Here is a 13,855-nt window from a genome sequence, read left to right as displayed (position 1 = left end):
AGCGGAAGAGTGGCCTCCACAGAAGGATCAACGGGCGGCGTGCTGCCCGGATCCACACGGAAAGAACCGCGGTCACAGGTATGGCCGGGAGTGTCCCAAGTGCGGGCATGACGGTCCCTTCGCCGGCGCGGTCCATCAGACGGGACGTATCTGCGAACGGCGTCCGAGGGGCGACCCTGGGCGTCGGACGGTCCTCGCGTGAGGGACAATGAAGGCTCTGTCAGGGCGGGTTGCAGAGGGGACGCATGTCGGAGGCGGAGCGGGCGGGCGAGACCCGTCAGGACAAGAGCGCTCGTCAGGACTCGTCCAGCAAGGACGTGTCGGACGTAGGCGACGATCGGGACGGGCAGGGGTCCGCCGGTTCGGAGTCCACTTCCGGCCGGAACGTGACCGGGCGGCTGCTCGCCGGGCGGTACCGCCTCGGCGACGTGCTCGGCCGGGGCGGCATGGGCACCGTGTGGCGGGCCAAGGACGAGACGCTCGGGCGCACGGTCGCGGTCAAGGAACTGCGTTTCCCGTCGAGCATCGACGAGGAGGAGAAGCGGCGCCTCATCACGCGCACCCTGCGCGAGGCGAAGGCGATCGCCCGGATCCGCAACAACGGCGCGGTGACCGTCTTCGACGTCGTCGACGAGGACGACCGGCCGTGGATCGTCATGGAGCTCGTCGAGGGCAAGTCCCTCGCCGAGGCCGTGCGGGAGGACGGACTGCTCGAACCGAAGCGCGCCGCGGAGGTCGGCCTCGCCGTCCTCGACGTGCTGCGCTCGGCGCACCGGGAAGGCATCCTGCACCGTGACGTGAAGCCGTCGAACGTGCTGATCGCCGAGGACGGCCGGGTCGTGCTGACCGACTTCGGCATCGCTCAGGTCGAGGGCGACCCCTCCATCACGTCCACCGGCATGCTCGTCGGCGCGCCCTCCTACATCTCGCCCGAGCGGGCCCGGGGGCACAAGCCCGGTCCCGCCGCCGACATGTGGTCGCTGGGCGGTCTGCTGTACGCGGCCGTCGAGGGTGTGCCCCCGTACGACAAGGGGTCGGCGATCGCGACGCTGACCGCCGTGATGACCGAGCCGGTCGACCCGCCGACCAACGCGGGCCCGCTGGAGAAGGTGATCTACGGGCTGCTCGCCAAGGATCCCGCGCAGCGGCTCGACGACGCGGGTGCCCGCGCGCTCCTCAACGAGGTCATCCACGCCCCCACGCCCAAGCCGGCCCCCGAGCCGGAGCCGGCCGACGCCACCAAGGTCGTGCCGCTGCCGCCGGTGCCGCGCCTGGAGAAGCCGCAGGGCAAGGGCGGTTCGGCCGTCGCCGCCAGGAGCGAGGAAGCCGCGGAGAAGCTGCGCGGCGCGCTCAAGTCGGTGCGCAAGGCTGCCGCTGCCGCCACGGCCGCCCGGGAGAAGCCCGCCGCGACCACCACCACCGCCGCCTCCGCCTCGGCGCCGGCGGCGTCCGGACGGATCCCGGCGCAGCCCGGCGGGCCGCCGCGCACGGGCCCCGCCAAGGCCTCGATCACCGATGTCGTGCCGCGCCGCACGCTCGCGATCATCGCGGCCATCGTCGTGCTCGCCGTCATCGGCGTCATCCTCGGCATCGCCCTCGGCGGCGACGACAGCAACGCCGGTGGCGCCAAGGGCGGAGACAAGGCCGCGAGCGCCGGGGCCGCGGGAGCCGCCGGAGCGGGCAGCAAGGACAAGGACAAGGAAGCGGGCAGCAGCCAGGACAAGGAACAGGACAAGGGCAAGGGTTCGGGCGAGGACGAGAACGAGCCGGACGAGGACGAGCCGGACGAGAACGAGGGCGGCGCGAGCGGCTCCGGGCAGGGCGCCTCGCCCAGCAGCGACGGCTCCGGCGCCGACTCCGACGCCACCACGTACAAGCACTCCCAGGGCTTCTCCATCGATCTGCCCAAGGGGTGGAAGTACGCGTCCACCAGCTCCGCCGGTGCGCGCTTCACCGGCCCCGGCGGGCAGAAGCTGCTGGTCGGCTGGACCGGTACGCCGAAGTCCGACCCGGTCAAGGACTGGCAGAACCAGGAAAGCTACATGCGGCGCTCCCAGTACGACCGTATCCGCATAGCGGCGGTCGACTACCGGGGCTGGAACACGGCGGACTGGGAGTTCACGTACGTCGACGGGGGCACCAAGTACCGCTCGATAGACCGTGGGTTCGTGGTCAACGGTTCGCTGGGGTACGGGCTGATGTACACCGCGAAGGACGCCGACTGGAGCGGGGAGCGGCGCAAGTCGACGTGGAAGACGTTCACGGAGTCCTTCAAGCCCAAGTCGTGAGCCTGCTGAAAGCCCATGTCGTGGGGGCGCTTGTCGGGAAAGCTCAAGAGTCCTGACCCTGGAGGGCCTTCGGCACGTATCGTGAGTGCTTGCGGACCGTACGCAGCCGTATCAGGAGGCGTCGTGACGCAACAGTTCGCATAACTGGGCACATGGCGAACGGAATTGACCGCCGGGCGGGACAGGGAGGCGCCGTGGACGAGTACGCGGGAAGGGTGCTCGCCGACCGTTACCGTCTGCCTGTGCCGGCGGCCGACGCGTACGAGTTCGCGGAGAGCCGGGCCTTCGACACCTACAGCGGGCAGGAAGTCCTGGTCCGGCAGGTGCCGTTGCCCGAGGTCGTCGAGGCCGAGGTGCTCGACGCGGACGGGCTGCCGGAGGGGTTCAGACCCGGAGGACCTGCCGCCCGGGGGGCCGCCGAGCCCGCCGTGGCGCGGGCCATCGAGGCCGCGCAGGCTGCCGCGCAGATACCCGACCATCCCCGGCTGGACCAGGTCTTCGACGTGTTCGCCGAGGGCGGTTCGCTGTGGGTCGTGAGCGAGGTCGTCGCGGCGCGGCCGCTGGCGGCGGTGCTGGCCGAGGCGCCGCTCAGTCCGTACCGGGCCGCCGAGGTCGCCTCCGACGTACTGACCGCGCTGCGGGCGCTGCATGCGCACGGGTGGGTGCACCGGAACATCACCGCGCGGACCGTACTGGTCTGTGACGACGGGCGTGTTGTGCTGACCGGGATGGCGGCGGGGGCGGCCGAGGAGGCCTTGTGCGGGTATGACCCGCGGCCCGCGGCTTCTTCTGTTGGGGGGGAGGTGGATCCGGCCTCTTCGCCTGAGGCGTTGCCTGAGCCGTTTTCTGCGTCTGCGTCTGCGTCTGCGTCTGAGGTCGAGGCGGATCCTGGGGATTTTCGGGCTGCTCGGGCGGGGGCGATCGCGGCGTATCGCGCGGGGGCGCGGGCTGCTGCGGGTGGGGAGGCTTGGCATGGGGCTGGGCCTCGGGCCGGGCGGGAGGTTGAGGCGGGGCCTGAGGGTGGGGTGCGGCCTGCTCGGTGGAATGAGTTGGTTGCCGGGGCCGATGCGGATGCGGATGCCGATGCGGATGCCGGGGCCGGGGCTGGTGTTGAAGACACGGGGCTCCGCCCCGGACCCCGCTCCTCAATCGCCGGAGGGGCTGGATTTTTGCCGGACCGGGCTGAGTTTTCGCCGGACCGGGCTGGATTTTTGCCGGACCGGGCTGGATTCGTGCCGGACCGGGCTGAGTTTTCGCCGGACCGGGGTGGGTTTGTGCCGGATCGGGGTGGGAGTCCGTTGACCGGGGTTGCCGCGGAGCGGGCTCGGCAGGTGCGGATGACTGTGGTGGGGCCCGTTACCGAGCGGTGGGCGCCTGAGCAGGCTTATCCCGTGCAGGAGAGCTGGCAGTTGGCGGCGCCCGTGGGGCCCGCCACGGATCTGTGGGCCCTGGGGGCGCTGCTCTTCCGGGCCGTTCAGGGGCATGCGCCGTATCCGGAGGAGTCCACGCCGGAGCTCGTACAGATGGTGTGCGCGGAGCCGCCCGCGTTCGCCGAGGAGTGCGGGCCCCTGCGGCCCGTCGTGGAGTCGCTGTTGCGGCAGGACCCCACGGAGCGGCTCGACTTCGAGGAACTGGGGGGCTGGCTGCGCTCGTTGGTGCGGTCCGCGCCCGAGCCGGAGGCGGGGGCGAACGTCGTGCCGGCGCCGCCGTTCGATGCGGCCCGGCTGCCGATCGTGCGCCGCCGGGGCGAGCTCGTCCGCAGGCACGCCCGGCACAAGCGCGGCCGCGCGCCGAAAGCAAAGAAGCCGCAGAAACCACAGAATGCACAGCGGGCGCAGAAGGCGCCGCGGCCGCAGAAGGCGCAGCCGTTATCGAGGGCGGCCAACGCCTCGACCGGAGTTGCCGCGCCGGAAGCGATGAGAACACCGCGGGCGCCGCGGGCGCCCCGGCCCCAGAAAGCGGCGCGGCCGCCCGGGTCGCTCGGCCGGCGGCTGCTGGTCCTGGTGCTGGTCGGGCTCGTCGGCGCGGTGGCGTACGCGGTGGTCTTCCTGCCGAAGGACGACACCGGTTCGGGGACGAAGGAGAACGCGAACTCGGTGGGCGGAGCGCCCGAGCGCACGCCGTCCGCGTCCGACGGCAAGGGGGCCGGGGAGCCGTCCGCGCCCGGGTCCTCCGCGTCCCCCGACGGCAAGAGCAGTTCCGACCCGTCCAGTACGCAGCCGCAGTCCGACATCGCCGCCGGGTTCACCCTCCGCAAGGACCCCGAGGGCTTCGAGGTCGCCGTCGCCAAGGGCTGGCAGCGGCAGGCGAAGAACGGGCGGGGCCAGGTCCTGTACACACGGGGGAAGTTCGAGCTTCTCCTGGTCCCCGGGCGCGACTCCACCGCCACGTACGGCAGTGACCCGATGAAGTACCAGCGGGAGGACGAGCGCGAGTTGCAGTCGTTCCGCGATTCCACCTGGGCCACGTCCAGCGGCATGAAGTCCATCAACGTGGGCGGGCGGGCCATGGCCGAGGGGCAGTTCACGTGGGAAGGTTCCGACGGACGTGAAGTGTTTGTGCGAAATCTGGCCATGGTCGTCGGCGGGAAGTACCACGTCGTTCAGGTCCGCGGGCCGGAGGCGGAGCGCGACGAGGTGACCCGGTTGTACGACCAGGCGTCGGCTACTTACCAGTACGGCGGCTGAATCGGGAGGTACCGGACGCGACACGCGTCACAGTGCTGTCTCCATGGCACCCCGCCTGTTCCTTGAGAGGCCCCCGCTCCCTAGTGTGGCCCTGTCAAGACCATGGGTGGGAACGTGAATCAGATGCAGGGCCAGCTCCTCGCGGGCCGTTACCGGCTCGGTGAATCGATCGGCCGCGGCGGCATGGGCCGCGTGTGGAGCGCCCATGACGAAGTGCTGCACCGGGCGGTCGCCGTCAAGGAGCTGACGGCCGCTCAGTGGGTGTCCGAGGCCGACCGGGCGATCCTGCTTGCCCGGACGCAGACGGAGGCGCGGGCCGCCGCGCGCATCAACCACCCCGCGGTCGTGACCGTGCACGACGTGCTGGAGCACGACGACCGGCCGTGGATCGTCATGGAGCTGGTCGAGGGCCCCTCGCTCGCCGACGCGGTCAAGGAGCACGGCCGCATCGTGCCCGAGGAGGCCGCCCGCATCGGCCTGTGGACGCTGCGGGCCCTGCGGGCCGCGCACACCGCGGGTGTGCTGCACCGTGACGTGAAGCCGGGCAATGTGCTGCTGTCCAAGGACGGCCGGGTCAAGCTGACCGACTTCGGGATCGCGCAGGTCGAGGGCGACTCCACCATCACGCGGACCGGCGAGATAGTGGGGTCCGTGGACTATCTGGCCCCGGAGCGGGTGAGCGGGTCCGAGCCGGGACCCGCCTCCGATCTGTGGGGGCTCGGCGCGACTCTGTACACGGCCATCGAGGGCATCTCGCCGTTCCGGCGCACCTCGCCGATCAGCACGATGCAGGCCGTCATCGAGGAGGAGCCCGAAGTCCCCGAGTACGCCGGGGCGATGGGGCCGGTCATCAGCGCGCTGCTGCGCAAGGACCCGGCCGCCAGGCCCACGGCCGACGAGGCCGAGGTGATGCTCGCCGAGGCGGCGGAAGGGCGGCGCTCCCACGCGGCGCAGGCCTACGTGCCGACGCAGGTGGTGCCGGCGCCGGGCCCGACGCAGACGGACACGACCGTGCGGCCCCCCGCCGCGTCCGTGCCCGCACCGGCCGACCCGAAGCGGCGGCACTGGCCGCGGATGCTCATCGCGGTGGTCGCCGCCCTGGCCATCGGGGGCGGTGGCGTCGTCGCGGCGAAGTACTACATGGACTACCGCAGCGACGGCAGCGGCATCTCGTCCGGGCAGAGCACCGCCGGACAGGACGGGTCCGCCGACACGGACAAGGGCACGGGCAAGGACGAGGACGGCCAGGAGGTCGCGTCCGGGGCGATACCCGAGGACTGGGTGGAGGTGAAGGACGTCGAGGGGTTCACCCTGCGGCTGCCGCCCGGCTGGAAGCGCCAGGCGAACGGGCAGCAGATCGACTACACGCCGGACGGCGGCGAGAGCTTCGTGCGCATCGCCATCGACAAGTCCTCCCAGTGGCCGGACTCGTACCAGCACCAGCTGGATCTGGAGAAGAACCTGAAGGTCAAGCTGCCGGACTACCAGCGGGTGATGCTCGACTCCAACACGTTCCGGGACCGGCCCGGTTCGCTGTGGGAGTTCACCTGGACGGCGGGGACGCAGGACGCCACGTCCGGCGCGCGGCACGCGATCGAGGAGACGTACCGGGAGACCGACGGTACGGAGTACGCCATTTATCTTTCTGTGCCGGCGGCCGACTGGGACGGGGCACGGGAGCAGTTCGACGCTATTTTGCGTGGATGGCAGCCCGCTTCGTAACCGTTGCTGACCGGAACCGGACAGTCCCCGCTCGCATGCGTGCGGCATGATGGGGCGCATGGGGACCGAGGGGGGCAACGTCCGTGTGATCGGCGGACGTTATCGGCTGGAGGCCAGGATCGGTCGGGGCGGCATGGGGGTCGTCTGGCAGTCCACCGACACGTTGCTAGCGCGACAGGTCGCCGTGAAAGAGCTCGCCATCGACGAGTCGCTCTCCGACGACGAGGCGAGCCAGCAGCGGGAGCGGATGCTGCGGGAGGCGCGGGCCGTCGCCCAGTTGCGGCACCCGAACATCATCGTCGTGCACGACGTGGTGCAGCACGACGGCCGACCGTACATCGTCATGGATCTGGTGAGCGGCGGATCGCTCGCCGACCGGATAGCCCGGCACGGGCCCGTGGACGCCCTGCACGCCGCGCGGATAGGCCTCGCCCTCCTCGGCGCGCTGCGCGTCGCCCACGCCGCCGGGGTACTGCACCGCGACCTCAAACCCGCGAACGTACTCCTGGAATCGGGCACCGCCCGGATCGTGCTCACCGACTTCGGCATCGCCCAGGTCGAGGGCGCCACCACGCTGACCGAGTCCGGTGGCTTCGTCGGTTCGCCCGAGTACACCGCGCCGGAGCGGATGGCGGGGGACCATGCGGGCGCCGGCGCCGACCTGTGGTCGCTCGGCGCGCTGCTGTGCGCCGCGCTCTCCGGCGAGTCCCCGTTCCGGCGCGACTCGATGGGCGGCATCCTGCACGCCGTCGTCTACGAGGAGATCCGCCCGCCCGCCGAGGCCGCCCCGCTGCTCCCGGTGATCCAGGGCCTGCTGGAGCGCGAGCCCACGCGGCGGATGGGGCTCGACGAGGCCGAGCGGCTGCTGCGCGCCTACATCGCCACGGGCGCGACCCCGCAGGCGGCCCCGCCCCGCGCGGCGTTCGCCCCGTCCGGGAAGGACGCGGCCGTGGCGCGCCGCCGCCGTGTCCCGACGCGGGTGTGGCTGGTGGCCGCGGCGCTCGTCGCGGCGGTCGCCGGGGCAGGCATCTCCGCCGCCGCGCTGCTCGCGGGGCGGGACGACAACACCCCGCAGAAGCCGCCGAGTTCGTCGTCCGCCCCGTCGCGTACCGGGACGGGGTCGGGGACGCCCTCGGGTTCGCCCTCGGGTTCGCCCACGCCGACCGTCACCGTCACCCGCTCGGAGACCCGCACCGCGACGCCCTCGCCCACCGCGCCGTCCGGGTACCGGACCGTGAAGGACCCGAAGGGGTTCACCCTCGCGGTGCCGAAAGGGTTCTCCCGCTCGCTCGACGGGTCCCGGGTGCTGTACCTGTCGCCGGACAGCACCTTCCGCTTAGGCATACGGATCACCGGGCCGCTCGACGACGGGCCCGCCGCCGCGCAGCGCCGGGCGGCCGCGGCCGGGGCACGCACCACCCCCGGTTACCGGGACGGGAAGGTCACCGACACCTCGCACGACGAGTACGACGCCGCGCTGTGGGAGTACACCCGGGACGGGTTCAGTGCCGCCGAGGGGCCCCGGCGCGCCATCGATCTGTGCTGGGAGGAGGGCGGCCGGACGTACCACGTGTGGGTGTCGGCGCCCGTCGGCAGAATCGATGAGGCACGTGGGTACTTCGATGCCGCCGTCGATACGTTCGTCCCTTCTGCGGGGGAATGACGGCAGGTGAGGCACCGGGGCGGTCACAAGTCCGTGACCCCGGTGGAACCGGAGGCGTCCGCAAGGTAGGGATGGGGCCATGAGTGACAACGGGGGACCCTCCTACGGTCCGAACGAACCCACCAGCTTCGGTCTGCAGCCGCCGCGGCCGGGACCCGCGCACGTGCCGCACGAGGGAAACCCGTACGCCACGGCCGCCCCGCCGCAGCCCCAGCCCCACCCCCAGCACCAGCACCAGCACCAGAATCAACACCAGAACCAGCAGCCGCAGCCCACGCAGGTCGTGCCGGAGCAGGCCGAGCCGGGCGCGGGCCGCCTGGTGGCCGGGCGCTACCGGCTGCTGAGCAAGCTGGGCCACGGCGGCATGGGCACCGTGTGGCGGGCCACGGACGAGACGGTGGGCCGCGAGGTCGCCGTCAAGGAACCCCGGGTGCCGGACCATCTGCCGGACCGGGAGCGGGCGAACGTCTTCGAGCGGATGCGGCGCGAGGCGCGCGCGGCGGCCCGCCTCGACCACCCGGCGGTGGTGAACGTGCACGACGTCGCCGTCGAGGACGGCCAGCCGTGGATCGTCATGGAGTTCGTCCAGGGCCGCTCGCTGGGCGCCGCGCTCCAGGAGGGCACGCTCGGCGTGCGGGACGCCGCCCGCGTCGGTCTCGAAGTGCTCGGAGCCCTGGAGGCCGCGCACGCCGCCGGGATCCTGCACCGCGACGTGAAGCCGGACAACGTCATGCTCGGCCGGCACGACCGCGTGATCCTCACCGACTTCGGCATCGCCCAGATCGAGGGCGAGACCAACCTGACCGACACCGGCGGCTTCGTCGGCTCGCCCGAATTCATCGCGCCCGAGCGGGTGCTGGGCCAGCGCCCGGGACCGGCCTCCGACCTGTGGTCGCTGGGCGTCGTCCTGTACGCGGCGACGGAGGGCGTCTCCCCGTTCCGCCGCAACAACACCCCCGCCACGCTCCAGTCCGTGCTGAACGCGACCCCGGCCGCGCCCGCCTCCGCGCGGGGCCCGCTCGCCGACGCCATCAACGGGCTGCTCCAGAAGGACCCGGCGCGGCGCCCGAACGCGGCGCAGGTCCGCGCCCTCCTGGAGCGCGCCGCCGAGCCGCCCGCCCCGCAGCCCACCCAGGTTGTGCAGATCGGCTCCGCCCAGGGCGGCCTCCGGCTCGGCCGCAAGGCGCTGACCGGGATCGGGGCGGGGGTCGTGGCCCTGGCCGTGGCCGCGTATCTGGTGGTCGCGAACCCGTTCGCCGGGCCGCTGCCCGACGGGTGGGAGAAGCACTCCGAGAAGGCGCTCGGCGTGACGGTCGCCGTGCCGGAGGACTACCAGACCGGCAGACCGACCGAGACCGACACCGACAAGAACTGGGTGACGTACACCGACTGGAGCGGCAGCATCCGGGTGGGCGTGAACGTGTCGCGCAAGAAGGACGACACGCTGAGCCAGATCAAGGGCTCCGCGCGCGCCCAGATGTACGACGACGACACCAAGTTCAAGGAGTCCGGCGACTCCGATCTGGACATGCCGGAGGGCGCCGAGACCACCCCGGACGCCAATGCCAAGTACAAGGAGCAGGACGCCGCGCGGAACACCGTCGTCTACAAGACGGACGACACCGAGAATCCTCTGCCGCGCGAGGTCCGGTTCTTCTACTTCAAGAACAAGGCGGGGGACATGTACCGGGTGTCGGTCGGCTATCCCGGCGCGGGCGACTTCACCGACCGCGGCCGCGAGGTCGCCGACGACGTCCTCACCAACCTCGACATCGCCGAAAATTGATCAACGGTACGCAACGCTGCCGCAAAGCCGCTGATCAGCGGCTTTGCTGCCAGCGATCACTGGCGCAGTGTGTGTAGTCGGTGAAAGCCCGTTACTGATGGGTACCGAAAGCGTGCGCTTCGGCATACGCTCCCCTGCATGACGGAGTCGCAGGCCACCCCCGAGAACGCAGCCGACGTAGCCGACGCAGCCGAGACGGCCGATGCGGCGGGCCCCGAGACCGCGGCCCCCGCGGCGAAGGCCGGCACCAATCCGTCGGCCGCCGCCCCCGCAGGCGCGCGCACCGCCGCCGACGTGGTCACGCCCGAGCTGGTCGCCCAGCTGGTGCGGGGCGTGGTCGGCTCGGGACGGACCGCGAACCACACGCCGTTCACCGGCGAGAAGCTGGCCGATCTGCCGGAGTCGACGCCCGAGGACGTGGCGACGGCCTTCGAGCGCGCCCGCGCCGCCCAGGAGGTGTGGGCGAAGACGCCGGTGCGCCGCCGCGCCGCCGTGCTGCTGCGCTTCCACGACCTGGTCCTGGCCCGCCAGGCCGAGGTGCTCGACCTGATCCAGCTGGAGACCGGCAAGGCCCGCCTGCACGCCCACGAGGAGGTGCAGGCCGTCGCCGTCGCGGCCCGCCACTACGGCCGCAAGGCCCCCTCGTACCTGAAGCCCAAGCGGCACACCGGCGCCGTCCCCACGCTCACCAAGGTGACCGAGCTGCGCCAGCCGCGCGGCGTCGTGGGCCAGATAGCGCCCTGGAACTACCCGCTCGAACTGTCCGTCGGCGACGCGCTGCCCGCCTTCGTCGCGGGCAACGCCGTCGTGATGAAGCCCGACACGGAGACCTGCCTGACCGCCCTGTGGGCGCGCGACCTCCTCATCGAGGCGGGCCTGCCCGCCGAGGTCTTCCAGGTCGTCCTCGGCGAAGGCCCGGTCGTGGGGCCCGAGTTGGTCCGGCACGCCGACTACGTCTCGTTCACCGGTTCCACCCGCACCGGTCGCGAGGTCGCCCAGGGTGCGGCCGCCCGTCTGATCGGTGTCTCGCTCGAACTCGGCGGCAAGAACGCCATGTTGGTCCTCAAGGACGCCGACGTGGAGAAGGCCGCGGCCGGCGCCGTCCGCGCCTGTTTCTCCTCCGCGGGCCAACTCTGCATCTCTATCGAGCGGTTGTACGTCCACGAGTCGGTCGCCGACGCCTTCGTCGAGCGGTTCGCCGCCCGCACCAAGGCGATGCGGCTCGGCAAGTCGCTCGCGTACGGCGCCGACATGGGATCGCTCGTGGGCGAGCGGCAGCTGACGACCGTGAAGCGGCACGTCGAGGAGGCCGTCGCCAAGGGCGCCACACTCGTCGCCGGTGGGGTCGCGCGCCCCGACATCGGCCCGTACTTCTTCGAGCCGACCATCCTGGACGGGGTCCAGGCGCCGATGGCGGTCTGCACCGAGGAGACCTTCGGCCCGGTCGTCTCCCTCTACCGCTTCACCGACGAGGACGAGGTCGTCTCGCTGGCCAACTCCACCCCGTACGGGCTGAACGCGTCGGTGTGGACGAAGGACGCGAAGCGCGGCCACGAGGTCGCGGCCCGGCTGCGCACCGGCACCGTGAACATCAACGAGGGGTACGCGCCCGCGTACGGCAGTGTGCAGTCGCCGATGGGCGGCATGAAGGACTCCGGGCTCGGCCGCCGGCACGGCAGCGAGGGCCTGCTGAAGTACACCGAGGCGCAGACCGTCGCGCACCAGCGGCTGATGCCGATGGCGCCGTCGTTCGGGATGGACGACGAGAAGTACGCGCAGTTCATGACGCGCAGCCTGGGCCTGATGAAGAAGTTCCGGCTGCGCTGAACCCCGCGCGGCCCTCCCCCTCGAAGACAGGCTCTCAGTCCGCACACGCACGCAAGGAGAACCGGCAATGGCGCTGGAGGACAACGACGACTCCGCGTACGACTATGACGTGGTGGTCATCGGCTCGGGTTTCGGCGGGTCCGTATCCGCCCTGCGGCTGACCGAGAAGGGGTACCGGGTCGGTGTCCTGGAGGCGGGCCGCCGGTTCGCTCCGGGCACGCTCCCGAAGAACTCCTGGGACGTGAAGAACTACCTGTGGGCGCCGAAGCTCGGCATGTACGGGATCCAGCGCATCCATCTGCTGGGCAACGTGATGGTGCTGGCCGGCGCCGGGGTCGGTGGCGGCTCGCTCAACTACGCCAACACCCTCTACGTGCCGCCGAAGCCGTTCTTCGAGGACCCGCAGTGGAAGGACATCACGGACTGGGAGGAGGAGCTGAAGCCGTACTACGACCAGGCGCGGCGGATGCTCGGGGTGCGGCTCAACCCGACGATGACCCCGGCCGACGTGCATCTGAAGGCGGCGGCCCAGTCCATGGGCATCGGTGACACCTTCCACATGGCGCCGGTCGGCGTCTTCTTCGGCGACGGTGACGACGCCGACGGCACCGCGAAGGCGCGGCCGGGGCAGCAGGTCCCGGACCCGTACTTCGGCGGGGCCGGGCCCGCCCGCAAGGCGTGCATGGAGTGCGGCGAGTGCATGACGGGCTGCCGGCACGGCGCCAAGAACACCCTCAACGAGAACTATCTGTACCTCGCCGAGAAGGCGGGCGCGGTCGTCCACCCCATGACGAGCGTCGTGTCGGTGACCGACGACTCGCAGGGCGGTTACGCGGTCGCGACGCTGCCCACCGACGACAGGAAGAAGTCGGCGGGCCGCGTCTTCAAGGCCCGCAAGGTCGTCGTCGCGGCGGGCACGTACGGGACGCAGACGCTGCTGCACCGTATGAAGGTGAGCGGACAACTCCCGCACCTGTCGGCCAAGTTGGGCGAGCTGACGCGTACCAACTCCGAGGCCCTGGTCGGCGCGCAGACCAGCGACCGGCGCTACCGCAAGCGGCACGGCGCGAAGGCCGACTTCACCCAGGGCGTCGCGATCACCTCGTCCATCCACCCGGACGCGAACACGCACATCGAGCCGGTCCGCTACGGCAAGGGCTCGAACGCGATGGGCGGCCTGTCCATCCTCCAGGTCCCCTACGCGGACAAGTCGTCGCGGGTCGCGGGCTGGCTGGTGAACGCGGCGAAGCATCCGACCCTGCTGATGCGTTCCCTCTCCAACCGCCGCTGGTCGGAGAAGACCATCATCGGCCTGGTCATGCAGTCCCTGGACAACTCGCTGACCACGTACCTGAAGCCGGACGGCGTCGGCAAGGGGCTGCTCACCGCCGGGCAGGGCCACGGCGCCCCCAACCCCAAGCAGATCAAGGCGGCTTCGGAGGGCGCTGCCGCCATCGCCGCCGAGATCAACGGCTTCCCCGGGTCGAACGTCGGTGAGCTGATGGGCACCCCGCTGACCGCCCACTTCCTCGGCGGCTGCCCCATCGGCGACAGCGCCGAGACGGGGGTGATCGACCCCTACCACCGGGTCTACGGTCACCCGGGCATCTCCGTCGTCGACGGTTCCGCGGTCTCGGCCAACCTCGGCGTGAACCCGTCCCTGACGATCACGGCGCAGGCCGAGCGCGCGATGTCGTACTGGCCGAACAAGGGCGAGGACGATCCGCGCCCGCGGGCCGGCACGGCCTACACGCGGCTCGCGCCCGTCGAGCCGAAGAGCCCGGCGGTGCCCGCGGAGGCGTTCGGCGCGCTGAAGCTGCCGTTCCTGGGCATACCGGCGGTGCCGGCCAAGAAGCGGTAACCAGCTGTCGCGGCAAGCCAG

General features: G+C 71.6%; 7 protein-coding genes. All 7 read left to right on the top strand.

The window, feature by feature from the left end; all coding sequences use genetic code 11:
• Positions 1-245: 245 nt before the first annotated feature.
• The 7 genes from ABD366_RS02450 to ABD366_RS02420 all read left to right on the top strand — a co-directional run bounded on the left by ABD366_RS02450 (position 246) and on the right by ABD366_RS02420 (position 13,834).
• Positions 246-2,288 carry a serine/threonine-protein kinase gene (locus tag ABD366_RS02450; protein ID WP_324766854.1) on the top strand — a complete coding sequence of 681 codons (2,043 nt, stop codon included), beginning with the start codon at positions 246-248 and terminating at the stop codon, positions 2,286-2,288.
• Between the two features lie 194 nt (positions 2,289-2,482).
• Positions 2,483-4,975: a protein kinase gene (locus tag ABD366_RS02445; protein WP_324766853.1), complete on the top strand. Its 2,493-nt coding sequence runs from the start codon at positions 2,483-2,485 to the stop codon at positions 4,973-4,975.
• A gap of 123 nt (positions 4,976-5,098) precedes the next feature.
• Entirely contained in the window at positions 5,099-6,697 is a 1,599-nt protein-coding gene (locus ABD366_RS02440; RefSeq protein ID WP_324766873.1) for a serine/threonine-protein kinase, read from the top strand.
• Between the two features lie 58 nt (positions 6,698-6,755).
• Positions 6,756-8,360 carry a serine/threonine-protein kinase gene (locus ABD366_RS02435; RefSeq protein WP_344440985.1) on the top strand — a complete coding sequence of 535 codons (1,605 nt, stop codon included), beginning with the start codon at positions 6,756-6,758 and terminating at the stop codon, positions 8,358-8,360.
• Positions 8,361-8,439: 79 nt separating this feature from the next.
• The gene (locus ABD366_RS02430; protein ID WP_324769889.1) at positions 8,440-10,146 is read left to right on the top strand and encodes a serine/threonine-protein kinase; all 1,707 of its coding nucleotides are present in this window, start codon (positions 8,440-8,442) and stop codon (positions 10,144-10,146) included.
• 138 nt (positions 10,147-10,284) lie between these two features.
• Complete coding sequence (locus ABD366_RS02425) at positions 10,285-11,973, top strand: succinic semialdehyde dehydrogenase (protein ID WP_324769888.1); 1,689 nt, start codon at positions 10,285-10,287, stop codon at positions 11,971-11,973.
• Positions 11,974-12,040: 67 nt separating this feature from the next.
• On the top strand, positions 12,041-13,834 hold the full coding sequence (locus tag ABD366_RS02420; RefSeq protein WP_324769887.1) for a GMC family oxidoreductase: 1,794 nt from the start codon (positions 12,041-12,043) through the stop codon (positions 13,832-13,834).
• The last annotated feature ends 21 nt before the right edge of the window (positions 13,835-13,855 follow it).

It is taken from the genome of Streptomyces kunmingensis, assembly GCF_039533535.1.
Classification (GTDB): Bacteria; Actinomycetota; Actinomycetes; order Streptomycetales; family Streptomycetaceae; genus Streptomyces; species Streptomyces kunmingensis.
Note: the sequence above shows the minus strand (reverse complement) of the source record. Positions and strands in the feature narration are given on the sequence as shown.

What these genes read in the sequence shown, in the direction of transcription:
- ABD366_RS02450 (WP_324766854.1), top strand. Translation starts at nt 246, where the DNA reads ATGTCGGAGGCGGAGCGGGCGGGCGAGACCCGTCAGGACAAGAGCGCT.
- ABD366_RS02440 (WP_324766873.1), top strand. Translation starts at nt 5,099, where the DNA reads ATGCAGGGCCAGCTCCTCGCGGGCCGTTACCGGCTCGGTGAATCGATC.
- ABD366_RS02435 (WP_344440985.1), top strand. Translation starts at nt 6,756, where the DNA reads ATGGGGACCGAGGGGGGCAACGTCCGTGTGATCGGCGGACGTTATCGG.
- ABD366_RS02430 (WP_324769889.1), top strand. Translation starts at nt 8,440, where the DNA reads ATGAGTGACAACGGGGGACCCTCCTACGGTCCGAACGAACCCACCAGC.
- ABD366_RS02425 (WP_324769888.1), top strand. Translation starts at nt 10,285, where the DNA reads ATGACGGAGTCGCAGGCCACCCCCGAGAACGCAGCCGACGTAGCCGAC.
- ABD366_RS02420 (WP_324769887.1), top strand. Translation starts at nt 12,041, where the DNA reads ATGGCGCTGGAGGACAACGACGACTCCGCGTACGACTATGACGTGGTG.